Below are 21,280 nucleotides of genomic sequence, written 5' to 3' on the forward strand. Positions count from 1 at the left end.
AAAATTCAAACGTTGCGCCCCGCCAGGCTGCGCACTTTTTCCAGCAGGCGCTGGTTGACCCCCGGCGATACAAATTTATCCACTTCACCGCCCAGCGTGGCAATCTCGCGAACAAAAGTACTGGAAATAAACTGGAACTTGTCGCCTGGGGTCAAAAATACGGTTTCCACATCGGGCATCAGGCTGCGGTTCATGCCAGCCAGCTGGAACTCGTAATCAAAATCGGTCACGGCGCGCAAGCCGCGCACCATCGCCCTGGCACCGCGCGTCACCACAAAGTCCCGCATCAAACCGTCAAAACTTTCCACTTTGACATTTGAAAAAGCCTTGACAGCCTCTTGCGCCATGGCCATGCGCTCCTCCAGTGAAAACATGGCCTTTTTGTGGTGGCCGACCGCCACCGCCACGATCACATGGCTGAACAACTGGGCCGCGCGTCGGATCACGTCTTCATGGCCCAGCGTGATCGGATCAAAGGTGCCGGGATATACCGCAATCAGATCATTGGCCATGGGAAATAGAGGGAGTGAGTTGACATCCGTTCATTATCAACCCGCTGGCGCTGGCGTTGGATCAAGTCGCTTGAGCAGGTGCGCGTGCACCAAGCCCGCCTTGAGGTGGCGGTGCTCCTGCAAGCCCATGCCTTGCAATTCGGGCTCCGTCCAGCGCTTCGGGGCTTCAAGGTAAACAAAACCGGCAGCTGTCAGCGCGGGTGCAGCCGCCTGCACCGCCGACGCAAACAGGTTCGAGTCAAACGGTGGATCCAGAAAAACAAGTTCCAGGCTGCCGGGTGCCGCATGGCGCAACGCCGCCACCCCGTCCCCGCGAACCACCTGCACCGCAGTCGCCTTGAATTGCTCCTGCATCCGCTTGAGTTGCGCCACCAGTGCGCCATCCTGCTCGACCAGCAACACTTGTTCGGCGCCGCGTGAGGCGGCTTCAAAGCCCAGCGCCCCGGTGCCGGCAAACGCGTCCAGGCAGCGCCAGCCGCTCAGGTCTTGTCCCAGCCAGTTGAACAGGGTTTCTCGCACCCTGTCAGGCGTTGGGCGCAGACCGGGCTTGTCGGCCACCTGTAACTTGCTGCGTTTGAATTGACCGCCGATGATGCGAACTTCATGGCTTTGCACCGCCTTCGGGCGGCTCGGGCGCAAGCTTCGTGGCTGGTCTGGGGATGGAGGTCGCTTCATGCGCCTCATCTTACCTTCGGGGAGGGCCCTATCGTGCCGCGCCAGCGCCGCCCAGCACCACGGTCACCATCCGGTCGGGCTGCAGCTTGCGCTGGAATGCCGCCTTGATGTCAGCAACCGTGATTTTCTGCACACGCTGCGTCCAGTGGTCGAGGTAATCCAGGGGCAACCCGTTCCAGGCGATGTTGGTCACGTTGTCGAGCAGTTTGCGGTTGCTGTCCAAGCGCAGGGCAAAGCCCCCGATCAGATTGTCTTTGGCGCCCTGGAGCTCAGCCTCGGTCGGTCCGTCAGTCACAAAGCGGGCCAACACCTCGCGCGACACCTGCAGCGCCTGATCGGCCTGGTCGGGTCGGGTTTGCAGGCCGATGGCAAAGGCACCCGCATGCAGTCCGGGTGAAAAATAACTGTAGACACTGTAGCTCAAACCCCTCTTTTCACGAACTTCATTGGTCAGGCGTGAGACAAAGCCACCGCCGCCCAAAATGTAATTGCCAACCAGCAGGGCGAAAAAATCCGGGTCGCTGCGCTTGTAGCCAGGCTGACCCAGCAGCACGTGTGCCTGGGCCGAATCAAAGGCGATGCGTTGCTCGCTGGCCCGGCTCAATGGCGCAACCTCAGCCACGGCAGGCAGCGCCGGGCAAGCCGCCGCTTTGGCATCGACGGGCAGCCGGGCCAGTAGCTGGGTGACCAAGGCATCGGCCTGGCTGCGATTGAGCGCGCCCACCAGTGTGACCTTGGCGCGACACGGTTGAATCAACTGCCGGTGAAGGGCGGCCATGTGAACCACCTCAATGCGCTTCAAGCTGTCCTCCGTCATGTCGTACCCGTAAGGATGCGATCCAAACACGGCCTGGTCAAAAGCGCGCTGGGCCAGCGTGGCCGGTCGGGTGTTGGCTTCCTTGAGTGCGGCAATCATGGTTTCCCGCTCGCGCTGCCAGATGTCTGCCGGAAACGCGGGCTCAGCCAATTGCCGCGCAGCCAGATGAATCGCCTTACCGAGCAAGTCGGGGTAGGTGAGCGAGCGCAACGCAAAGCTCATGCGGTCGCTGCTGGCCTGGGCACCAAAGTTGGCGCCAAGGTCGGCCCAGGCCTCGCCCAGCGCGTTTTCATCCAGCGCAGGCTCACCGCGTGACGGGCTGGCCAGCACCCCCATGCCGCTCAGACTGGCGGTGACGCTGGCCAGGCCGGCCTGGTTGACCGGGTCACGGCGGCTGCCAGCGTCAAAGTCAAGCTGCACATCGAGCATCGGGATGGCATGGCTTTGCACCAGAAAAACCTGGGCGCCGCTGGGCTGGACCCAGTGTTCGATGGCAATGGCTGCCATGGCGGCATGCCCGGTAACAAAAACAGCGGCAACTGCCAAAAAAGCATTTTTGACTATTTTTTTCAGAGTGATCATGGATGGAATTCGGTAACGGTTTCAGTGCCTGGCACCAGCCAGGGTGGTGCGCGGCTTGCGCTCCTTGTTCAGGGGCTGAGGCAGCAACTGGGCCACCGTCAACTGGTCGTCACCAAAGTATTTGCTGGCCACCGCCTTGACCTGGTCTGCAGTGACCGCGCGCAGGCGCTCGATCAGGCGTTCGTTGGCATCCAGCGGCTGGCCCTGGGCCCAACTGGTGCCCAACTCGCGCGCCTGGTTAAACACCGAGTCCAGCTTGTACACGGCACTGGCCACCCACTGCGTTTTGACCCGGGCAAGCTCGGCCTCGGAAATGCCCTCGTTGGCAATGCGCGCCACCTGTTCGCGCAGCGCTGCCTCGGCTTGCTGCGTTGTTTTGCCCTGTGCCGGCACTGCTGAGAGTGTGAACAACTGCGGGCCGCGGCCCCACAGACCGTTGTCAGCGCCCGCGCTGTCGGCCACCCGGTCAGGCCCCTGGGTCAGGGCGCGCTCAAGCCGGGCGCCGCTGTAGCCATCAAGCACGGCGGACAGCACGGTCAGTGCCAGTGCGTCGGCTTCATCCTGACCCCCTTCGAACGACTGGAACGACGGCACCTTGAATGCCAGGGTCACCATGGCCTGTTCGGCTGGCGCTTTGAAGGCGATACGTTTAAGGCCAGATTGGGCCGGCTCGACGCGCGGTTTGCGCTCGGGCAGTGCCCGGCTCGGCAGGCGGCCATAGTATTTTTCAGCCAGGCGGCGCACCTCGGCAACATCCACGTCACCGGCCACCACCACCGCGGCGTTGGCCGGCACATACCAGCGCTGGTAGAAGTCGCGCGCATCATCCGGCTTGAGCGCCTCGAGGTCGCTCATCCAGCCAACAATTGGTCGGCGATACGGCGACGCCACAAAAACAGTCGCATTCAAGGCTTCGTACATCAGTGCCCGCGGGTTGTCCTCGGTGCGCATGCGGCGCTCTTCCTTGACCACTTCAAGCTCTCTTTTGAACTCTTCGTCGGGCCACTGGTTATTGGCAAAGCGGTCAGCTTCAAGTTGCATCACATCTTCCAGCCGGGTTGAGGGAATTTGCTGGTAATAGCCGGTGTAGTCGTAGCTGGTAAAAGCGTTGTCGCGTCCGCCCAAAGCCGCCACACGGCGCGAAAACTCGCCAGCGGGCACCGTCGGCGTTCCCTTGAACAGCATGTGCTCCAGCACGTGCGCCACGCCCGAGCTGCCATCGACCTCGTCCATCGAGCCCACACGCAGCCACAGCATGTGCACGGCCGTGGGCGCACGCCGGTCGGGTTTGACAATCAGGGTCATGCCGTTGGCCAGCGTGAACTGCTGCGCCAGGAGCGGAGCTGACTCAGGCGCGCTGGTCACTTGTGCATTGGCGGCGGTGAGCGTCAGGCAGATCAGGGAGGCAACGCTCATTCGGGTGATACCCGCAGGTAAAAAAGAAGGTGCTTTGTGTTTCATAGAATGCAGTGATACCACGAACCCACAAAATGTTCAGTTTTTTCAGAAAAAAGCCCCCTCCTCCCGCCCAGCCCGTCGTCGGCGCAGCGCCTGAAACGCTGGCCACGTCCGCCCCGATGCCGGCGCCCGTGCCAGCTGAAATCGTGCTGCCGTTTGCCGCGCCCGAGCCATCGGCCCCTGCGCTGGGACAAGCCCTGGCCACAACCCCGGCGCCGGCACCGGCGCGCACCACCTGGATTGACAAACTCAAGACCGGTTTGCGCAAAACCGGTGCCAGCATTGCCACAGTCTTTACCGGCACGCAAATCGACGACGCCTTGTATGAAGACCTGGAAACCGCCCTGCTGATGGCCGACACCGGGGTCAAGGCCACCGAGCATTTGCTGCAGGACCTGAAACGCCGCGTCAAGGAGAGCAAGACCACCGACCCGGCTGCCGTCAAAGGCTTGCTGGTAGAGGCTCTCACGAGCCTGCTGTCGCCGCTGCAAAAGCCGCTGGTGATTGGCCGCTTCAAACCCACGGTGATTATGGTCACGGGCGTCAATGGCGCCGGCAAAACCACATCCATTGGCAAACTCACCCGGCATCTGGTTACCGCCAACGCCAGTGTGCTGCTGGCCGCCGCCGACACTTTTCGAGCGGCTGCGCGTGAGCAACTGGGGGTATGGGCCGACCGCACCGCCGTTGACATCATCAGCCAGGACGGCGGCGACCCGGCCGCGGTGGCTTTTGATGCCATCAGCGCGGGCAAGGCCCGCGGTCGCGATGTGGTGCTGGTGGACACCGCCGGACGCCTGCCCACCCAGTTGCACCTGATGGAAGAGCTGAAAAAAATCAAACGCGTGATCCAGAAAGCGGGACCTGCCCAGGACAATCAGGGCCAAAATTCGGCTCCTGATAACCAAGCTGCAGCGCTCCTCGCCACGCCCCCGCATGAAGTGCTGCTGGTGATTGACGGCAACACGGGCCAAAACGCCCTGACACAGGTCAAGGCATTTGATGACGTGCTGGGCCTGACCGGCTTGATCGTGACCAAACTCGACGGTACCGCCAAGGGTGGCGTGCTGGCAGCCATCGCACGCGAGCGGCCGGTGCCCGTGTATTTCATTGGCGTGGGCGAAAAACTCGAAGACCTGGAAACTTTCAACGCACGCGAATTTGCCCAGGCACTGCTGGCCTAGCCCTTGGCGGTCCGGTTATTTTTTTGCACCAACCTACACCCTCACCCTGATGACTGAACTGCTGCCCCATATCCAGATTGACACCACCCCCAACCCTGGCGCCGCCGTGATCTGGCTGCATGGCCTGGGGGCTGACGGCAACGACTTTGCCGGACTGGTGCCCGAGCTTGACCTTTCGGGCTGCCCCGGCATCCGCTTTATCTTTCCGCACGCACCCAGCATGCCTGTCACCATCAATGGCGGCTACGTCATGCCCGCCTGGTATGACATTCGCGGCGCTGACCTCACCAGTCGCCAGGATGAGCCGGGAATTCGCGTGTCAGAAAAGGCGATCACAGCACTGCTTGAGCGTGAAATCGCACGCGGCATTCCTGCCAAAAACATTGTGCTTGCGGGTTTTTCACAAGGCAGTGCCATGGCCTTGCACACCGGGCTGCGCTTTCCCGCGCCACTGGCAGGGATCATGGCCTTGTCTGGCTACCTGCCGCTGGCGGACCGTTTTCCCGCCGAGCGATCCCATGCCAATGCCGACACGCCCATCTTCATGGCGCACGGCAGCCAGGACCCGGTGGTGGTGCCGGCGCGCGGCGAGGCCAGCCGCGACCTGCTGAAAGCTTCGGGTTACAACGTGGCTTGGCACATTTACCCCATGCCACACAGCGTGCATCCGCGCGAAGTGGCTGATATTTCCGTCTTTTTGACCCGGGTGCTGGCGCCTAAAGTGGCCTGAAAGCAACCCCCCACAGCCTGGTTTTGGCAGGTTGCGCAACTTTGACTTGAAAAACGTGAAAATAGCGCATGCTTCCCTGATGAGCGTGTGTTCCATCAGCAACGATCAACTTAACCCTCTGACAACTTTATGGCAACCGAAAAAAAATCCATCAAGGAATTTGTTTATGAGTGGGAGGGTAAAGACCGCAATGGCAAACAGGTGCGGGGCGAAACCCGTGCGGGTGGTGAAAACCAGGTGCGGGCTGGTTTGCGTCGCCAGGGTGTCACACCCATCAAGATTAAAAAGAGGCGCATGGGTTCAACCAAATCCATCAAGCCCAAAGACATGGCCATTTTTACGCGCCAACTCGCCACCATGATGAAAGCCGGCGTGCCGCTGTTGCAGGCGTTTGACATTGTTGGCCGCGGCAACCCCAACCCGAGCGTGACCCGCCTGCTCAATGACATTCGCAATGACGTCGAGACCGGCACCTCGCTGAGCATGGCATTTCGCAAGTACCCGCTGTACTTTGACAACCTGTACTGCAACTTGGTCGAGGCCGGTGAAGCCGCCGGTATCCTGGACCAATTGCTGGATCGGCTGGCGGTGTACATGGAAAAAACCGAGGCCATGAAATCCAAGATCAAATCAGCCCTGATGTACCCCATCTCGGTGCTGGTGGTGGCCTTTGTGGTCACCGCGGTGATCATGATTTTTGTGGTGCCTGCGTTCAAGGAAGTGTTTTCCAATTTTGGTGCCGACCTGCCGGCGCCAACCCTGGCAGTGATCGCCATCAGTGAGATTTTTGTGCAGTACTGGTGGCTGATTTTTGGTGGCCTCGGCGGCGGTGTGTATTTCTTTATGCAAGCCTGGCGGCGCAACAGAAAGATGCAGCTTGTGATGGATCGCATCATGCTGAAACTGCCGATTTTTGGAACCCTGGTCGAAAAGTCGTGCATTGCCCGCTGGACGCGCACCCTGTCGACCATGTTTGCTGCCGGCGTGCCACTGGTGGAAGCGCTGGACTCGGTGGGGGGGGCTTCAGGCAACTCGGTGTTTGAAGTGGCCACGGTCAAGATTCAGCAGGAGGTCTCCACCGGCACCGCCCTCACCGCAGCCATGACCAACGTCAACCTGTTCCCCTCCATGGTGCTGCAGATGTGCGCCATTGGCGAAGAATCCGGCTCCATCGACCATATGCTGGGCAAGGCGGCCGACTTTTATGAGTCGGAGGTGGACGACATGGTGGCGGGTATCTCGAGCCTGATGGAGCCCATCATCATCGTGATTCTGGGCACCGTCATTGGCGGCATCGTGGTGGCCATGTACCTGCCCATTTTCAAACTCGGACAGGTGGTCTGATGAGTGGATCCCCCGCAGTGGATGCCGGCTTGCTGGGCATTCTGGGTTTGTTGATCGGCAGCTTTCTCAACGTGGTCATTTACCGTTTGCCAGTCATCCTCGAGGCCCAATGGAAGGCCGAATGCGCCGAGTTGCAAGGTCACACCGAGCCCGTGTCTGAACGGTTCAATTTGCTGGTTCCGCGCTCGCGCTGTCAAAGTTGCGGGCACCAGCTCAGCTGGCATGAAAACATTCCCGTGCTGAGCTACCTGATGCTGCGCGGTCGATGTGGCCATTGCCAGGCCTGCATCAGCCCGCGTTATCCCCTGGTTGAGCTGGTCACGGGGCTTTTGTTTTTGTGGTGTGGCTGGCATTTTGGGGCCAACGCAACCGGTCTGGCGTGGAGTTTCTTCAGCGCCACCCTGCTGGCATTGACCCTGATTGACTGGGACACCACCCTGTTGCCCGACGACATGACGCTGCCGCTGTTGTGGGCGGGCCTGATGGCGGCCGCCCTGCATCTGACCCCGATCGGACTCAACGACGCCTTCTGGGGCGCAGTGGCGGGCTATCTGTCGCTCTGGCTGGTGTACTGGGGCTTCAAACTGGCGACGGGCAAAGAGGGCATGGGCTACGGCGACTTCAAGCTCTTCGCAGCCCTGGGTGCCTGGTTTGGCTGGCAAGGGCTCATTCCCATGATTTTGATGGCGTCCGTGATTGGTGCCGTGGTGGGTATCGGCATGAAATTCGCAAAAAACCTGCGGGAGGGCGGTTATGTGCCATTTGGTCCATTTTTGTCTGCTGCCGGCCTGACCGCGATGGTGGCTGGCCCCGACGCCATTCTCAAGATCGTCGGGTTATAGAACGTGCAAACGTCGTTCCATGTCGGGCTAACGGGCGGCATTGGCAGCGGAAAAAGTACCGTGGCGGCCCTTTTGGCCCAACACGGCGCGACGGTCATTGATGCCGACGCCATCGCTCGGCAACTCACGGCATCGGGTGGCGCGGCCATTGCCGCCATTGCCCAACAATTTGGCGCTGACTTCATCACCGCTGACGGGGCCATGAACCGCGACCGGATGCGCGCCCTGGCCTTTGCCGACAGCCATGCCAAGCAGCAACTGGAGGCCATCATCCACCCGCTGGTGGGCGCAGAAACCAGGCGCCGGGCGCAAGTCGCACAGGCAGCCGGTCATGCCTGCGTGGTCTTTGATGTGCCCTTGCTGGTGGAGTCAGTCAGCTGGCGCCAGAAAGTGGACCATGTGCTGGTGGTGGACTGCCTGGTGGAAACACAAATTTTGCGGGTGATGGCGCGCAATGCAATGTTGCGTGCGACGGTCGAATCCATCGTTGCCCAACAAAGCAGTCGTCAACGCCGATTGAAGGCGGCCGACAGTGTGATCTTCAACGACACCTTGTCGCTGGAGGGTTTGGGGCTGGAGGTTGCTGCCCTCGCACCGCGCTTGCGGCTATCATTGGACTTTAGCTCTTGACCCACCGAACCTAAGCGTGATCCTCTACGAATACCCCTTGCAAGAACGCATTCGCACCTATTTGCGACTGGAGCACCTGTTCATCCGCCTGCAGCAGTTACTGCCAAGGGTCGATGCCATGGACCACCATTTTGCGCTGGCAACCTTGTTCGAAATCCTGGAAGTGACCAGCCGGGCCGACCTCAAATCGGATTTGCTCAAGGACCTGGACAAGCAAAAGCACGCACTTGATGTCTACCGTGGCAACCCGGCCATTGCCGAATCGGTTCTGGATGAGGTCATCGGCAGGCTTGACCGGAGTTTCGAAGCCCTGAACAACCTGCCTGGCAAGGCAGGTCAGAGTTTGACCGAAAACGATTGGCTGATGGGCATCCGAAGCCGCATTGTCATACCGGGGGGCACCTGCAGTTTTGACTTGCCCTCCTACCATGCCTGGCAGCACAAGCCCAGCGACATCCGGCAAGCCCAATTAAGTCAATGGGCCTTGTCCCTGGCGCCGCTGGTCGAGGCGGTGCAATTGCTGCTCAAACTGTTGCGTGACTCTGGCGCGCCGCAAAAGGTGGTTGCCAACGGTGGCCAATTTCAGCAAAGCCTGCCGCAAGGACGCACCTTTTTGCTGCTGCGTCTGGCACTCGATGAAGCCCTTGAAATGGTGCCGGAAATCAGCGGCAACCGGCTGATGGTGTCAGTGCGGTTGATGCATCAAAGTGACGACAACCGCCTTCAGTCCGTCACTGAAGACGTGAACTTTGAACTGGCTTTGTGTGCATGAGCCATGCCTGACAGCAAGACGACCTTTCCCACAAAAATCGTGATCTGTCCCGGTTGTGGCGGTGCCAGTGTCTATTCGGCCAGCAACCCTTATCGCCCGTTTTGCAGTGACCGCTGCAAACAGATTGACCTGGGCGCCTGGGCCAGCGAGCAGTTTGCCGTGCCTGCCGTGGCACCCCCGAAAGATTTTTTGCCCGACTGAAGCCAGGCTCTAAGCGCCGCGCTCCTCAGCCAGCCACTGCAGCACCGGCACGGTGCCGGGCAGCACCGGGCTCACCGACACCGGCAAACGCTGCCAGGCAAACGACTGGGCCTCGCGCATTTGCAGTTCACCCGTCCAATGCCACACCTTGCAAAAATGCAGGCGCACCAGCGCGTGCGGGTAGTCCACCAACTCCTGCCGCCAAGGCTCGATCTGGTCAACGTGAATACCCAGCTCTTCGTGCAACTCGCGTTGCAGCGCCTGTTGCACCGACTCACCCGGTTCAAACTTGCCCCCAGGAAACTCCCAGTAACCGGCATAGACTTTTCCCGCCGGGCGGGAGGTCAATAAAAAATCACCCCCTGGTTGGATCAACACCCCAACGGCCACATCCACCATGGCCCGGTCTGCGCCACCGGTGCGCGGCTCGGCCGCATCCGCCACCAGGGGTGTTGCCGGGTCGCGTGATGAGGTCATGCGCCCAACGCGTGCTGGCCGGCGTAGTCGCGGGCAAACTGGTAGGCCACGCGGCCACTGCGCGAGCCCCGCTCCAGCGCCCATACCAGCGACTGCCCGCGCGCGGCCTCAATCGCAGGCGCAGGCACACCAAACGAGGCCAGCCACTGGGCCACGATGGTCAGGTATTCGTCCTGCGAAAACGGGTAAAAGCTCACCCACAGGCCAAAGCGCTCGGACAACGATATCTTTTCTTCCACGCCCTCGCCCGGATGCACCTCGCCGTCATCGGTGTGGGTGTAGGTGAGGTTTTCTCTCATGTATTCGGGCAGCAAATGGCGCCGGTTGCTGGTGGCATAAATCAGCACATTGGCGGTGGTCGCAGCCACCGAGCCGTCCAGAATCGACTTGAGCGCCTTGTAGCCGGACTCACCTTCGTCAAAGCTCAGGTCATCACAAAAGACGATGAATTTGTACGGTTGTTCAGACACCAGATCAACAATATCAGGCAGGTCGATCAGATCGGCCTTGTCCACCTCGATCAGGCGCAGGCCCCGGGCGGCAAATTCGTTGAGACAGGCGCGGATCAGGGACGACTTGCCAGTGCCGCGGGCGCCGGTCAGCAGCACATTGTTGGCCGGCTGACCATTGACAAATTGCAGGGTGTTGCGCCGGATTTTTTCTTTTTGCGGCTCAATTTCTTTCAGGTCGGTCAGGGCCATGGCGCCTACATGGCGCACTGGCTCCAGCGTGGCCCGGCCAGAGCTGCGTTTGCGGTAGCGAAACGCGCTGGAAGCCGTCCAGTCGGGCTGACCGGGCGCCTGCGGCAGCACGGCCTCAATGCGGCTGATCAGTTGCTCGGCGCGCTGCAACAAGTGCTCAAAACCGGGGTTCATGAACGGTAATCAGCGTTGATCGAGACATAGTCGTGGCTCAAGTCACAGGTCCACACGGTATCTACCGCCTCACCCCGGCCCAATGCAACCTGCACCGTGATCTCGGCCTGCTTCATGACACGCTGACCGTCTTCCTCGCGGTAGTCCGGATTGCGCCCGCCCTTGACCGCCACCAGCACGTCGTCCAGATACAGATCAATGCCGGTCTGATCCAGGTCGGCAATGCCCGCATAACCCACCGCAGCCAGAATCCGGCCCAGATTGGGGTCACTCGCGAAAAACGCGGTCTTGACCAGGGGCGAGTGGGCAATGGCGTACGCCACCTGGCGGCACTCGGCCTGTGTCCTGCCGCCTTCAACCCTGATGGTGATGAACTTGGTGGCACCTTCGCCATCGCGCACTATGGCTTGCGCCAGATTGCGGGCCACGCCAAGCATGGCGGCCCTGAGCACCTGGCCAGCCGCGCTGTCCAGCGACGTGATCGGCGCATGCGCTGCCTGGTTGGTGGCAATGACCACAAACGAGTCATTGGTCGAGGTGTCGCCATCCACCGTGACGCGGTTGAACGAGCCCTCGGCCAGTTCCAGCGCCAGTTGCTGCATCAGGCCCGGACTCACACAGGCATCAGTGGCCATGAAGCCCAGCATGGTGGCCATGTTGGGGCGGATCATGCCGGCCCCCTTGCTGATACCGGTGATGCTGACCGGCACGCCGTCAAGCATCACCTGCCCGCCAAACGCTTTGGGCACGGTGTCGGTGGTCATGATGGCTTCGCTGGCACGCAACCAGTTGTCGGCTTTGGCGTCGGCAATCGCGGCGTCCAGACCGGCTTCGATGCGCTCCACCGGCAGGGTCTCCATGATCACTCCCGTGGAAAATGGCAGCACTTGCTGCTCTGACAATCCCAGCCGACTGGCCAGCGCCTGGCAGGTGCTGGTCGCGCGGGCGCGGCCGTCCGCACCGGTGCCGGCATTGGCGTTGCCAGTGTTGATCAGCATGGCGCGAATGCCCTGGCTGGAGGCAAGGTGCTCCCGGCAAATTTGCACTGGCGCGGCGCAAAAGCGGTTTTGCGTGAAGACACCGGCCACTGACGCGCCCTCGTCAATCAGCACCACCGTGAGGTCTTTGCGATTGGCCTTGCGAATTCCTGCTTCAGTGACGCCGATGCGCACGCCGGCAATAGGAAACAACTCAGCAGGGTTGGGAGCAGACAGGTGAACGGCCATGGGGTGCTTTCAGGGAACAATGAACGGGTACAAATTTTGATCGAAAAAAATCGGGCACGGAGCCCGATTTTGCTACTTCAGAAGAATCAGGCCAGCTTGCCGTGGCAATGCTTGTACTTCTTGCCACTGCCGCAGGGGCAGGGCTCGTTGCGGCCCACGCGGGGCACTTCCAGCGGCATCGTGGTTTCATCGATCTTGATTTCCACTCCCCCGGTCTCGGTGGGCGCGCTGTAGGTGACGTTGCTGATGCGTTCGGCGCGGTTTTCCAGTTCGGCGGCGGCCGCTGCGGCCTCCTCGTTGGATTGGATGCGCACCGTCATCAGGATTTTGGTGACGTCGTTTTTGACGGCATCGAGCATCTGGCCAAAAAGCTCAAAGGCTTCACGCTTGTATTCCTGCTTGGGCTGCTTCTGTGCGTAGCCGCGCAGGTGGATGCCCTGGCGCAGGTAGTCGAGCGAACTCAGGTGGTCGCGCCAGTTGCTGTCGATGCTTTGCAACAGCACCATGCGCTCAAACTGGGTAAAGTTCTCATTGCCCACCAAGGCGACCTTGGCTTCAAACACGGCGTTGGCATGGGCGCGCACGGTGTCAAGAATGTCGTGGTCGGTGATGGCGCTGGCGGCGCTAACCTGGTGCTGCAGCGGCAAAGTCATCTGCCATTCATCCGACAACACCCGCTCCAGCGCCGGCAGTTCCCACTGCTCTTCCACCGACTCGACCGGCACGTACTGGCGCACGACGTCTTCAAAGCAACCCTCGCGCAACGACTGGATCTGCGCCGACAGGTCGGTCGCGTCCAGAATCTCGTTGCGCTGCTGGTAAATCACCTTGCGCTGGTCGTTGGCCACGTCGTCGTATTCGAGCAGTTGCTTGCGCATGTCAAAGTTGCGCGCCTCCACCTTGCGCTGGGCGCTCTCAATGCTGCGCGTCACCATGCCCGCCTCAATGGCTTCGCCCTCAGGCATCTTGAGCTTGTCCATGATCGCCTTGACCCGCTCACCGGCAAAGATGCGCATCAGCGCGTCATCCAGGCTCAGGTAAAAGCGCGACGAGCCCGGGTCGCCCTGGCGGCCCGAGCGCCCGCGCAACTGGTTGTCAATACGGCGCGATTCATGGCGCTCGGTGGCGATAATGCGCAAGCCGCCCAGCGCCGTCACCTGGGCGTGGTCCTTGGCCCACTGGGCGTTCAGGGCATCAAGCTTCTGCTGCTTCTGCGCGGCATCGAGCGACTCGTCAGCCTCGATCTCCCCGATGGTTTTGCTGATGTTGCCACCCAGCACAATGTCGGTGCCGCGGCCCGCCATGTTGGTGGCAATGGTGATCATCTTGGCGCGGCCCGCCTGCGCCACGATGTCGGCCTCACGGGCGTGCTGCTTGGCGTTGAGCACCTGGTGCGGTAGCTTGGCTTTTTCCAGCAGATCGGCAATCAGCTCGGAATTTTCGATCGAGGTGGTGCCCACCAGCACCGGCTGGCCGCGCTCGTAACACTCGCGAATGTCCTGAATGGCGGCATCGTATTTTTCTTTGGTGGTCTTGTAGACCCGGTCAAGCTGGTCGTCACGGCGGCTCGGCTTGTTGGGCGGCATGACCACCGTTTCCAGACCATAAATCTCCTGGAATTCATAGGCTTCGGTGTCGGCGGTGCCGGTCATGCCGGCCAGCTTGCCGTACAACCGGAAGTAGTTCTGAAAGGTGATCGACGCCATGGTCTGGTTTTCGGGCTGGATCGCCACGCCTTCCTTGGCTTCCACCGCCTGGTGCAGGCCCTCGCTCCAGCGCCGCCCGCTCATCAGGCGCCCGGTAAACTCGTCCACAATCACCACCTCGCCGGCCTGCACCACGTAATGCTGGTCGCGCAGGTACAAGTGGTTGGCACGCAGCGCGGCGTATAAATGGTGCATCAGCGTGATGTTGGCCGGGTCGTACAGGCTGGCGCCCTCAGAAAGCAGGCCCATCTCAAACAAAATCCGTTCAGCGTTTTCATGGCCACGCTCAGTCATGAACACCTGACGGGTTTTTTCGTCGATGGTGAAGTCACCCTCCTTGATGATGCCCTCGCCGGTCCGCGGATCGGCCTCGCCCTGCTGCTGCTCCAGCTGTGGCACGATGCGATTGATTGCCGCATACCTGTCAGTCTGGTCTTCGGCCTGACCGCTGATGATGAGCGGGGTGCGCGCCTCGTCGATCAGAATCGAGTCCACCTCGTCAACGATGGCGTAGTTCAGGCCGCGCTGCACCCGATCGCCGGCCTCATAGACCATGTTGTCGCGCAGGTAGTCAAAACCATACTCGTTGTTGGTGCCGTAGGTGATGTCGGAGCGGTAGGCCGCCTGTTTTTCCTCGCGCGACATATTGGGCAGGTTGATGCCCACCGACAAGCCCAAAAAGTTGTACAGCTTGCCCATCCACTGGGCGTCACGATTGGCCAGGTAGTCATTGACCGTCACCACATGCACGCCATTGCCGGTCAGGGCATTGAGATAAACGGGCAAAGTGGCGGTCAGGGTTTTACCCTCACCGGTGCCCATTTCTGAAATCTTGCCGTTGTGCAGTGACATGCCGCCGAGCAGTTGCACGTCAAACGGGCGCATTTTCATGACCCGCTTGGATCCCTCACGCACCACCGCAAAAGCTTCCGGCAGCAACGCATCGAGCGTTTCACCCTTGGCCAACCGGTCCTTGAAAACCTCGGTTTTGGCGCGCAAGTCGGCATCAGGGAGCTTCTCAAGGCCGGCTTCCAGGGCATTGATTTTGACTACCGTGTTGCGGTATTTTTTGATCAGGCGGTCGTTGCGACTGCCGAAAATTTTGGTGAGAAACGTGATGGGCATGAATACAGGGCGTGCAGCCTGACCCACCTGGGTCAAACATGCGGCGCTATCCTTTTTTACGAACTGACTTGAATGGGGAACAGCGCAACGAAAATCAAAATGTCGCCAAACACTGTTCAAAATGATGATTTTACCCGCGCCGCGAGCAGGCTCGCCAACCGCGTGATGGAGCGGCCAACGGGCGGGCGGGCACCGGGCAAACGCCCGCCCCATAATTTGACTGGCGGTGCATCCGTGATAATCGCGCGCATCTGCCATCTCCCCATCAAATGAACCGACGCCAGCCCTCAGTCACTTTGCTGCAAGCCAGCCAGAGCAACGCCAGTCTGGCAAAACTGATGGAGCTGAGCCGTGCCTCCAGGGCGCGCCTTGACGCCATCACCGAGTTGATTCCGGAGACGCTCCGCGCCCAAGTGACCGCAGGTCCCTTGAACGAAGGCGCTTGGTGCCTGTTGCTCAGCAACACCACCACCGCCGCCAAATTGCGCCAACTGCTTCCCGCTTTTGAGGCGCATCTGCGGGTGCACGGCCTTGAGGTCAAAAGCATCCGGCTCAAAGTCAGCGGTGCCAGTGGCTCGGGCCGGTATTGACGCAGGCTTCCTGTCGCCCGAACCAACTAAAGCAAGGCACCGCGCGCTGCGATCGGCCAGATCGCCTCCACGCGGTCGCCCCGGATGCACACCAGTTCGTCATACAGGTTGACCGTGGGGTCGCAATGCCCGGGCACCAGCATCAGTGCGTCACCAAGCGCCAACGGCGAATTCGCTGGCAGCTCCAGCACACCATGCTCGTCGGCAGCTTTCAAGTACTTGAGTTCCGGACGCTGCCAAACCGCGGGCATGCCTGAATCAACACTGGAGGCCTTCAGTCCCGCATCCAGGACCGCGCGGGTTGGCTGCGTGCGACTCAACACGGCGCTGCGCACAAACAGCGCATGCTCGAAGCGCACGTCCTGTGGTCCCAACTGGTTGTCGTCATAGTCGCGGTCCATGAAGATGTAAGAACCCGCCTGGATTTCGTTGAAGACACCCGAGTCGCGCTCCAGCAGAAAGGTACCGGTACCCGCGCCGGTGATGCGCTCCACCTGCAGGCCATCGGCCTCAATCAGCGCGCGGCTGAGCGTGGCGGCATCACAAGCCTGGGCAATCGCCTGCGCCCGCTCCAGCGGTGTGCGCTGGTGCTGCGCTGCGCCGTGGTAGCACTGCAGCCCGGCAAAGCGCAACGGCGGGTGGTCTGCGATCAGGCGCGCCAGGCGGGCGGCGGCTGTGCCGGGCGCCACGCCACAGCGGCGCCCGCCCACCTCCACCTCGACATAGACATCGATGGCCACGCCCTGGCTGCGCGCCACCTCGGCCAGCGCCAGCACCTGCAGCGGGTCGTCCACCAGCACGCCCATGCGCGCGCGCCGGGCCAGCTCCGCCAGGTGCAGCAGCTTGGTCGTGCCCACCAGTTGATTGGTCAGCAGCACATCGTCAATGCCGGCATCGACAAACACGGCGGCTTCACTGACTTTTTGACAGCAAATGCCAATGGCGCCCAGCGCAATCTGGCGGCGCGCAATCTCGGGGCATTTGTGGCTTTTGGCATGGGCGCGCAGTCGCACCGGGTGGCCCCTGAGCGCGTCTGCCATGCGCTGCAGGTTGCGTTCAAAAGCGTCCAGGTCGAGCACCAGCGCGGGGGTGTCAATGGCGCTGACAGGATCGCCCACTTGGGCAGCTTGCCAGGGCGCCATCAGACGCAGCGCCCGCCGTCGACTTCAATACACACGCCGTTGATAAAGGCAGCTTCGTCACTGGCCAGATACAGCACCGCATTGGCGACGTCGAGCGCGGTGGAAAACCGACCCAGCGGGATGGTGGCGCGGAACTTGGCCAGGCGATCTTCGGTGAGCGGACCACCGGCGAACTCGGCGGACAAGCCGGTCTCGGGGTTGAACACCGGGTTGATGCAGTTGACGCGAATGTTGTCGGGGCCAAGCTCTGCCGCCAGCGACTTGGACGTGGTGATCACCGCGCCCTTGGAGCCGTTGTACCAGGTCAGGCCAGGGCGCGGGCGCACCCCCGCCGTGGAAGCAATGTTGATGAACGCACCGCCGCCCTGCGCGCGAAACATCGGCGTGGCGTGGACCGTGGCCAGGTAAATACTTTTGACGTTGACCGCGTAACACTTGTCGAACTCATCCTCGGACACTTCCAGCGCTGGCCGGTTACGGTGCGTCCAGCCGGCATTGTTGACCATCACGTCGAGCCGGCCATAACGCTGGACCGCAGCCGCCACCAAGGCTTTCACCTGGTCGGAGTTGGTCACATCGGCAGCCACAAAAGAAGCCGTGCCGCAGGCATCGACGATTTCCTTCACCACGCTTTCGCCTAAGCCGACGTCAATGTCATTCACGATGACCTTCGCCCCTTCGGCAGCCAGCCGCAGCGCAATGCCCTTGCCGATACCCTGGCCGGCGCCGGTGACGATGATGGATTTATCTTGAACGCGCATGGAGTGTTCCTTTTATATTCAGTTCAGAAGTGGGGGTAACAGGAGCCTGGGTGGCAGAGCGTTCTGCGCAGGTAAAAGGAGGAGCCCGCAGGGCGGGGGACACGCAGCAGAACGCTCTGCCGCCCAGGCTCTTAGCCATGTTTGATGGCCACCGTCTTGAGCGTGGTGAAGCCCTGCAGCGCCTCAATGCCTTTTTCGCGGCCATAGCCCGAGGACTTGACGCCGCCAAAGGGCAGTTCTACACCGCCGCCGGCACCATAGTTGTTGATGAAGACTTGGCCGCTGCGCAGGCGTCGCGCCATGCGGAACTGGCGCGCGCCGTCAGCCGTCCAGACCCCTGCCACCAGCCCGAAGGGGGTGGCGTTGGCCAGTTCCACGGCGTGGTCTTCGTCGCGGAAGGCCATGGCGCACAGCACCGGGCCAAAGATTTCCTGCTGCGCCAGCCGGTGCTGCACCGGCACGTCGCGCAGCAAGGTCGGTGCTTGGTAGAAACCGGTTTCGGGTGCCTCATCGACCACGCTGCCCTTCGCCACCATGGGGATGCTGTCGGCCTGGGCGTCGCTTAAAAAGTCCCAGACCCGTTGTTGCTGGCTCTGGCGGATCAGCGGACCCAGGTCCAGGTCCATGCTGGCCGGGCCGGCACGCAAGTTTTCAAACATCGCGCCCAGACGCTCCAGCAGCGGCTCGTAAATGGTCTGCTCCACCAGCAGGCGCGAGCCGGCTGAACAGGTTTGTCCGGCGTTTTGTACGATCGCGTTGATGATGGCCGGCAAGGCCGCATCCAGGTCGGCGTCGGCAAACACGATTTGCGGGCTTTTGCCACCCAGCTCCAGCGTCACCGGGCAGTGCCGCTGCGCCGCCACCTGCTGGATCAGCGTGCCCACCGAGGGGCTGCCGGTAAAGCTGATGTGGTCGATGCCGGCGTGGCGCGCCAGCGCATCACCCACCTCGTGGCCATAACCCGTGACGATGTTGAGCGCCCCGGCCGGAAAACCCACCTCGGCGGCCATTTGCGCCACGCGGATCAGCGACAGACAGGCATCTTCGGCCGGCTTGACCACACAGGCATTGCCCGCCGCCAAGGAGCCGCCGATGCTGCGGCCAAAAATCTGCATCGGGTAATTCCACGGGATGACGTGCCCGGTGACACCGTGCGGCTCGCGCCAGGTCAGCACGCTGTAACCATCCAGGTAGGGAATGGTGTCGCCATGCAGCTTGTCACAGGCGCCGGCATAAAACTCGAAGTAGCGCGCCAGCGCCACCGCATCGGCGCGCGCCTGGCGCGTGGGCTTGCCACAGTCACGCTGCTCCAGCACGGTCAGCTCGTCCACACCCTGCGCCACCCGCATAGACAGTCGCATCAGCAAGCGACCGCGCTCGGCCGCCGGTGTCTTGCCCCAGACCGTGTCAAAACACTGGCGCGCGGCGCGCACGGCGTGGTCAATGTCTTTGGCATTGCTGCGCTGGATGTGGTCAAACACCTGGCCGTCGGAGGGGTCCAGCATGGGAATGGTCTGACCGGAAGAGGAAACCTGGGCGGCATTGCCGATAAAGTTGAGTTGCATGGTTGGACTCGGTACAAAAACAAACGGCGTGCCCGCTTCAGTCTTTTTTGGGCTCGCTTGTATTGCCGTTGAGCGTGTTCAGGCTGTTGATCAAATGCGGAATGAACTGCGGCGTGTAGCCCTGGTTGGTGGCCACGGTGTAGGTGTTGTGCACGGCGTCGCCCAGGTAGGACACGGCTTTGGCCTCGCCGGTCATGCGTGCGTAATAACGCATGTCCTTGTGCGCGTTGCCGATCGAGAAACGGAACATCTGGTCGTTGCCCTCCAGCACGTAGGGGCGCAGGCGCTGGAACGCCGTGCTGTTGGCGCCGCCAGAATCGATCACATCACACAGCACGGCCAGATCAACCCCGGTCTTGCTGGCGCAGGAAAACGCCTCGGCCAGAATGGCGGCGTTGCCCAGCACCACAAACTGGTGCAGGAGCTTGGTGGTGTGCCCGGCGCCAACCGCGCCACAATAAAAAATGTTCTTGGCAAAGCACTCGAACACCGGGCGCACCCGTTCCAGCACCGCGGTGTCGCCGCCCACGAGCAGGTTGAGCTGGCCTTCCTCCGCATGTTTGGGCGTGCCGGTCAGGGCGGCGTCCAGAAACAGCGCGCCTTTGGCGGCAACAGCGGCCGCCAAGTGGCGCGTGGAGTCGGGCTGCGAAGTGGAGCAGTCCACCACCACTGAGCCGGGCCGGATGCCTTCGAGCACGCCGTGCTTACCCAGCACCACTTCCTCAACTTCGGGCGAGCCGGTCACACAAATGATCAGCACATCGGCCATGGCGGCCACTTCGGCCGACGTTGCCAGGCTGCGGGCGCCCGCTGCCAACAAATCCGCGCAGCGTTCCGCGCCCTCTTGCGAGCGCACCAGCAACCCTGCGCCATAGCCCTTGGCCAGCACGTGCCGGGCCATGCCGCGGCCCATCATGCCGAGGCCGATGAAACCGATATTGAGCTGGGTTGAAGCATCTTGCATGTTGTTTCTCTTGTAAGTGATGGGGTGGTGGTGCCGATGGGAGCTGGGTCACAGATAGGGTTTGAGCCAACCCAAACCAGCCGAGGTGCCGCCCGCCTGCGTGTTGGCCGGGCGGTACTCGCAGCCGATCCAGCCGCTGTAACCGAGTTCATCAAGCAGCGCAAACAAATAGGGGTGGTTGATCTCGCCCAGATCAGGCTCGTTTCGCTGCGGCACGCCGGCAATTTGCAGATGGCTGACCCGTCCGGTGGCCAGGTACTTGCGGATCTTCATGGCCAGGTCGCCTTCCACAATCTGGCAGTGGTACAGGTCCATCTGCACCTTGAGGTTGGGCTCACCCACGTCGGCCAGCACGGCATGTGCCACGTCCTGGCGGTTCAGGTAAAAGCCGGGAATGTCGCGCGTGTTGATGGGTTCGATCAGCACATCAACACCCTGTTTGGCGGCCGCTTGCGCAGCCCAGCGCAGGTTGGCGATGTAGGTCGGGTACAGCGACTCATGCGTTGCGCCCGCAGGCAACAAGCCGGCCATCACATGCACGCGCGGGCAGCCCAGCGTGGCCGCGTAGTCCAGTGCTTTGACCATACCGACACGGAATTCTTCTTCGCGACCCGGCAGGCAGGCCAGGCCGCGCTCACCGGCGTCCCAGTCACCCGGCGGGGCATTGAACAGCACCTGTTGCAGGCCGTGGGCCTTGAGGCGCGCGGCAATGTCTTGCTTGTCAAACGCGTACGGGAACAAATACTCCACGGCCTTGAAGCCGTCTTTGGCGGCGGCCTCGAAACGGTCCAGAAACGCGTGTTCCTGGTAGAGCATGGACAGGTTGGCAGCAAATTTGGGCATGGGGTTCACCATCGGGCGCCGAAGGTGTGGCGCAGTTCGTTGATTTGAAAATCGGTCAAGGGCTCGGGCGCGTCAGCGCTCAGGCACATCAGCCGGGCGGTTTCTTCAAGTTCTTCCAGGGTCGCCATGGCAGCGGCAGGCGAGTCGTGCCAGACGTTGGGTCCCAGGCGCGCCAGCATGACCGCACGGATCGGCGTGCCGGCTTCGCCATAGCGGGTGATGGTGTCGGCCACCAAGTGCGCGGCTTGCGGGTCGCCGG

21 protein-coding genes and 1 pseudogene are annotated in these 21,280 nt (G+C 61.6%); 8 read left to right on the plus strand and 14 right to left on the minus strand.

Annotated elements, in window-relative coordinates; genetic code table 11:
• Positions 1 to 5 precede the first annotated feature (5 nt).
• Genes coaD through GPS82_RS00690 form a run of 4 tightly spaced genes read right to left on the minus strand, consistent with a single transcriptional unit; the run spans position 6 to position 4,002 of the window.
• Positions 6 to 512, minus strand: coding sequence for a pantetheine-phosphate adenylyltransferase (coaD, locus tag GPS82_RS00675; protein WP_296490147.1), 507 nt, complete (start codon positions 510 to 512; stop codon positions 6 to 8).
• Between the two features lie 36 nt (positions 513 to 548).
• Positions 549 to 1,187: a 16S rRNA (guanine(966)-N(2))-methyltransferase RsmD gene (gene rsmD / locus GPS82_RS00680; RefSeq protein ID WP_296490148.1), complete on the minus strand. Its 639-nt coding sequence runs from the start codon at positions 1,185 to 1,187 to the stop codon at positions 549 to 551.
• 28 nt (positions 1,188 to 1,215) lie between these two features.
• Positions 1,216 to 2,586: a pitrilysin family protein gene (locus GPS82_RS00685; RefSeq protein ID WP_296490149.1), complete on the minus strand. Its 1,371-nt coding sequence runs from the start codon at positions 2,584 to 2,586 to the stop codon at positions 1,216 to 1,218.
• Positions 2,587 to 2,607: 21 nt separating this feature from the next.
• Positions 2,608 to 4,002 (minus strand): pitrilysin family protein, encoded by a 1,395-nt coding sequence (locus GPS82_RS00690; protein WP_296490150.1) that lies wholly within the window; start codon positions 4,000 to 4,002, stop codon positions 2,608 to 2,610.
• Positions 4,003 to 4,076: 74 nt separating this feature from the next.
• Here GPS82_RS00690 and GPS82_RS00695 point away from each other — a divergent pair, with 74 nt between their 5' ends.
• The 7 genes from GPS82_RS00695 (at position 4,077) to GPS82_RS00725 (ending at position 9,747) form a co-directional block, all read left to right on the plus strand.
• Complete coding sequence (locus GPS82_RS00695) at positions 4,077 to 5,228, plus strand: signal recognition particle-docking protein FtsY (RefSeq protein ID WP_296490151.1); 1,152 nt, start codon at positions 4,077 to 4,079, stop codon at positions 5,226 to 5,228.
• Between the two features lie 49 nt (positions 5,229 to 5,277).
• Positions 5,278 to 5,958 carry a carboxylesterase gene (locus GPS82_RS00700; RefSeq protein ID WP_296490152.1) on the plus strand — a complete coding sequence of 227 codons (681 nt, stop codon included), beginning with the start codon at positions 5,278 to 5,280 and terminating at the stop codon, positions 5,956 to 5,958.
• Between the two features lie 129 nt (positions 5,959 to 6,087).
• Positions 6,088 to 7,302, plus strand: a complete 1,215-nt coding sequence (locus GPS82_RS00705) for a type II secretion system F family protein (protein WP_296490153.1) — start codon at positions 6,088 to 6,090, stop codon at positions 7,300 to 7,302.
• Complete coding sequence (locus tag GPS82_RS00710; protein ID WP_296490154.1) at positions 7,302 to 8,144, plus strand: A24 family peptidase; 843 nt, start codon at positions 7,302 to 7,304, stop codon at positions 8,142 to 8,144. The genes GPS82_RS00705 and GPS82_RS00710 overlap by 1 nt, the downstream gene beginning before the upstream one ends.
• A 3-nt stretch (positions 8,145 to 8,147) precedes the next feature.
• On the plus strand, positions 8,148 to 8,774 hold the full coding sequence (coaE, locus tag GPS82_RS00715) for a dephospho-CoA kinase (protein WP_296490155.1): 627 nt from the start codon (positions 8,148 to 8,150) through the stop codon (positions 8,772 to 8,774).
• A 16-nt stretch (positions 8,775 to 8,790) separates the two neighbouring features.
• Positions 8,791 to 9,546 (plus strand): cell division protein ZapD, encoded by a 756-nt coding sequence (gene zapD, locus GPS82_RS00720; protein WP_296490156.1) that lies wholly within the window; start codon positions 8,791 to 8,793, stop codon positions 9,544 to 9,546.
• A gap of 3 nt (positions 9,547 to 9,549) precedes the next feature.
• The gene (locus tag GPS82_RS00725; protein WP_296490157.1) at positions 9,550 to 9,747 is read left to right on the plus strand and encodes a DNA gyrase inhibitor YacG; all 198 of its coding nucleotides are present in this window, start codon (positions 9,550 to 9,552) and stop codon (positions 9,745 to 9,747) included.
• Between the two features lie 9 nt (positions 9,748 to 9,756).
• On the opposite strand, the gene GPS82_RS00730 is transcribed toward GPS82_RS00725, so the two are convergent.
• The 4 genes from GPS82_RS00730 to secA form a co-directional block, all read right to left on the minus strand.
• Entirely contained in the window at positions 9,757 to 10,146 is a 390-nt protein-coding gene (locus GPS82_RS00730) for an NUDIX domain-containing protein (RefSeq protein ID WP_296490167.1), read from the minus strand.
• A 74-nt stretch (positions 10,147 to 10,220) separates the two neighbouring features.
• Complete coding sequence (locus GPS82_RS00735; protein WP_296490158.1) at positions 10,221 to 11,099, minus strand: ATP-binding protein; 879 nt, start codon at positions 11,097 to 11,099, stop codon at positions 10,221 to 10,223.
• Entirely contained in the window at positions 11,096 to 12,325 is a 1,230-nt protein-coding gene (gene argJ, locus GPS82_RS00740; protein WP_296490159.1) for a bifunctional glutamate N-acetyltransferase/amino-acid acetyltransferase ArgJ, read from the minus strand. Before argJ ends, GPS82_RS00735 begins: the two co-directional genes overlap by 4 nt.
• Positions 12,326 to 12,411: 86 nt before the next feature.
• Positions 12,412 to 15,156 (minus strand): preprotein translocase subunit SecA, encoded by a 2,745-nt coding sequence (gene secA / locus GPS82_RS00745; protein ID WP_296490160.1) that lies wholly within the window; start codon positions 15,154 to 15,156, stop codon positions 12,412 to 12,414.
• A 269-nt stretch (positions 15,157 to 15,425) separates the two neighbouring features.
• On the opposite strand from secA, the gene GPS82_RS00750 reads away from it, so the two are divergent.
• Positions 15,426 to 15,746, plus strand: coding sequence for a hypothetical protein (locus GPS82_RS00750; protein ID WP_296490161.1), 321 nt, complete (start codon positions 15,426 to 15,428; stop codon positions 15,744 to 15,746).
• A 26-nt stretch (positions 15,747 to 15,772) separates the two neighbouring features.
• Here GPS82_RS00750 and GPS82_RS00755 read toward each other — a convergent pair whose 3' ends face one another.
• The 6 genes and pseudogenes from GPS82_RS00755 to GPS82_RS00780 all read right to left on the minus strand — a co-directional run.
• Positions 15,773 to 16,888 (minus strand): DSD1 family PLP-dependent enzyme, encoded by a 1,116-nt coding sequence (locus tag GPS82_RS00755; protein WP_296490162.1) that lies wholly within the window; start codon positions 16,886 to 16,888, stop codon positions 15,773 to 15,775.
• Positions 16,888 to 17,649, minus strand: a complete 762-nt coding sequence (locus GPS82_RS00760; RefSeq protein ID WP_296490163.1) for an SDR family oxidoreductase — start codon at positions 17,647 to 17,649, stop codon at positions 16,888 to 16,890. Before GPS82_RS00760 ends, GPS82_RS00755 begins: the two co-directional genes overlap by 1 nt.
• Before the next feature lie 131 nt (positions 17,650 to 17,780).
• Positions 17,781 to 19,214 carry an aldehyde dehydrogenase family protein gene (locus tag GPS82_RS00765; RefSeq protein WP_296490164.1) on the minus strand — a complete coding sequence of 478 codons (1,434 nt, stop codon included), beginning with the start codon at positions 19,212 to 19,214 and terminating at the stop codon, positions 17,781 to 17,783.
• 37 nt (positions 19,215 to 19,251) lie between these two features.
• The gene (locus tag GPS82_RS00770; protein ID WP_296490165.1) at positions 19,252 to 20,178 is read right to left on the minus strand and encodes an NAD(P)-dependent oxidoreductase; all 927 of its coding nucleotides are present in this window, start codon (positions 20,176 to 20,178) and stop codon (positions 19,252 to 19,254) included.
• A 48-nt stretch (positions 20,179 to 20,226) separates the two neighbouring features.
• Positions 20,227 to 21,021, minus strand: a complete 795-nt coding sequence (gene otnI / locus GPS82_RS00775; protein WP_296490166.1) for a 2-oxo-tetronate isomerase — start codon at positions 21,019 to 21,021, stop codon at positions 20,227 to 20,229.
• Positions 21,022 to 21,026: 5 nt separating this feature from the next.
• A pseudogene (locus GPS82_RS00780) lies at positions 21,027 to 21,280 on the minus strand (aldolase); the annotation flags it as partial.

Source organism: Rhodoferax sp., assembly GCF_011391645.1.
Taxonomy (GTDB): Bacteria; Pseudomonadota; Gammaproteobacteria; order Burkholderiales; family Burkholderiaceae_C; genus Rhodoferax.

Bases quoted from the DNA above. Each gene is read 5' to 3' on its own strand.
- GPS82_RS00750 (WP_296490161.1), top strand. From the start codon at position 15,426: ATGAACCGACGCCAGCCCTCAGTCACTTTGCTGCAAGCCAGCCAGAGC.
- GPS82_RS00700 (WP_296490152.1), top strand. From the start codon at position 5,278: ATGACTGAACTGCTGCCCCATATCCAGATTGACACCACCCCCAACCCT.
- GPS82_RS00760 (WP_296490163.1), bottom strand. From the start codon at position 17,649: ATGCGCGTTCAAGATAAATCCATCATCGTCACCGGCGCCGGCCAGGGT.
- GPS82_RS00705 (WP_296490153.1), top strand. From the start codon at position 6,088: ATGGCAACCGAAAAAAAATCCATCAAGGAATTTGTTTATGAGTGGGAG.
- GPS82_RS00755 (WP_296490162.1), bottom strand. From the start codon at position 16,888: ATGGCGCCCTGGCAAGCTGCCCAAGTGGGCGATCCTGTCAGCGCCATT.
- GPS82_RS00765 (WP_296490164.1), bottom strand. From the start codon at position 19,214: ATGCAACTCAACTTTATCGGCAATGCCGCCCAGGTTTCCTCTTCCGGT.
- GPS82_RS00770 (WP_296490165.1), bottom strand. From the start codon at position 20,178: ATGCAAGATGCTTCAACCCAGCTCAATATCGGTTTCATCGGCCTCGGC.
- GPS82_RS00695 (WP_296490151.1), top strand. From the start codon at position 4,077: ATGTTCAGTTTTTTCAGAAAAAAGCCCCCTCCTCCCGCCCAGCCCGTC.
- GPS82_RS00685 (WP_296490149.1), bottom strand. From the start codon at position 2,586: ATGATCACTCTGAAAAAAATAGTCAAAAATGCTTTTTTGGCAGTTGCC.
- secA (WP_296490160.1), bottom strand. From the start codon at position 15,156: ATGCCCATCACGTTTCTCACCAAAATTTTCGGCAGTCGCAACGACCGC.
- GPS82_RS00730 (WP_296490167.1), bottom strand. From the start codon at position 10,146: ATGGTGGATGTGGCCGTTGGGGTGTTGATCCAACCAGGGGGTGATTTT.
- GPS82_RS00710 (WP_296490154.1), top strand. From the start codon at position 7,302: ATGAGTGGATCCCCCGCAGTGGATGCCGGCTTGCTGGGCATTCTGGGT.
- otnI (WP_296490166.1), bottom strand. From the start codon at position 21,021: ATGCCCAAATTTGCTGCCAACCTGTCCATGCTCTACCAGGAACACGCG.
- GPS82_RS00735 (WP_296490158.1), bottom strand. From the start codon at position 11,099: ATGAACCCCGGTTTTGAGCACTTGTTGCAGCGCGCCGAGCAACTGATC.
- GPS82_RS00725 (WP_296490157.1), top strand. From the start codon at position 9,550: ATGCCTGACAGCAAGACGACCTTTCCCACAAAAATCGTGATCTGTCCC.
- argJ (WP_296490159.1), bottom strand. From the start codon at position 12,325: ATGGCCGTTCACCTGTCTGCTCCCAACCCTGCTGAGTTGTTTCCTATT.
- coaD (WP_296490147.1), bottom strand. From the start codon at position 512: ATGGCCAATGATCTGATTGCGGTATATCCCGGCACCTTTGATCCGATC.
- GPS82_RS00690 (WP_296490150.1), bottom strand. From the start codon at position 4,002: ATGAGCGTTGCCTCCCTGATCTGCCTGACGCTCACCGCCGCCAATGCA.
- rsmD (WP_296490148.1), bottom strand. From the start codon at position 1,187: ATGAAGCGACCTCCATCCCCAGACCAGCCACGAAGCTTGCGCCCGAGC.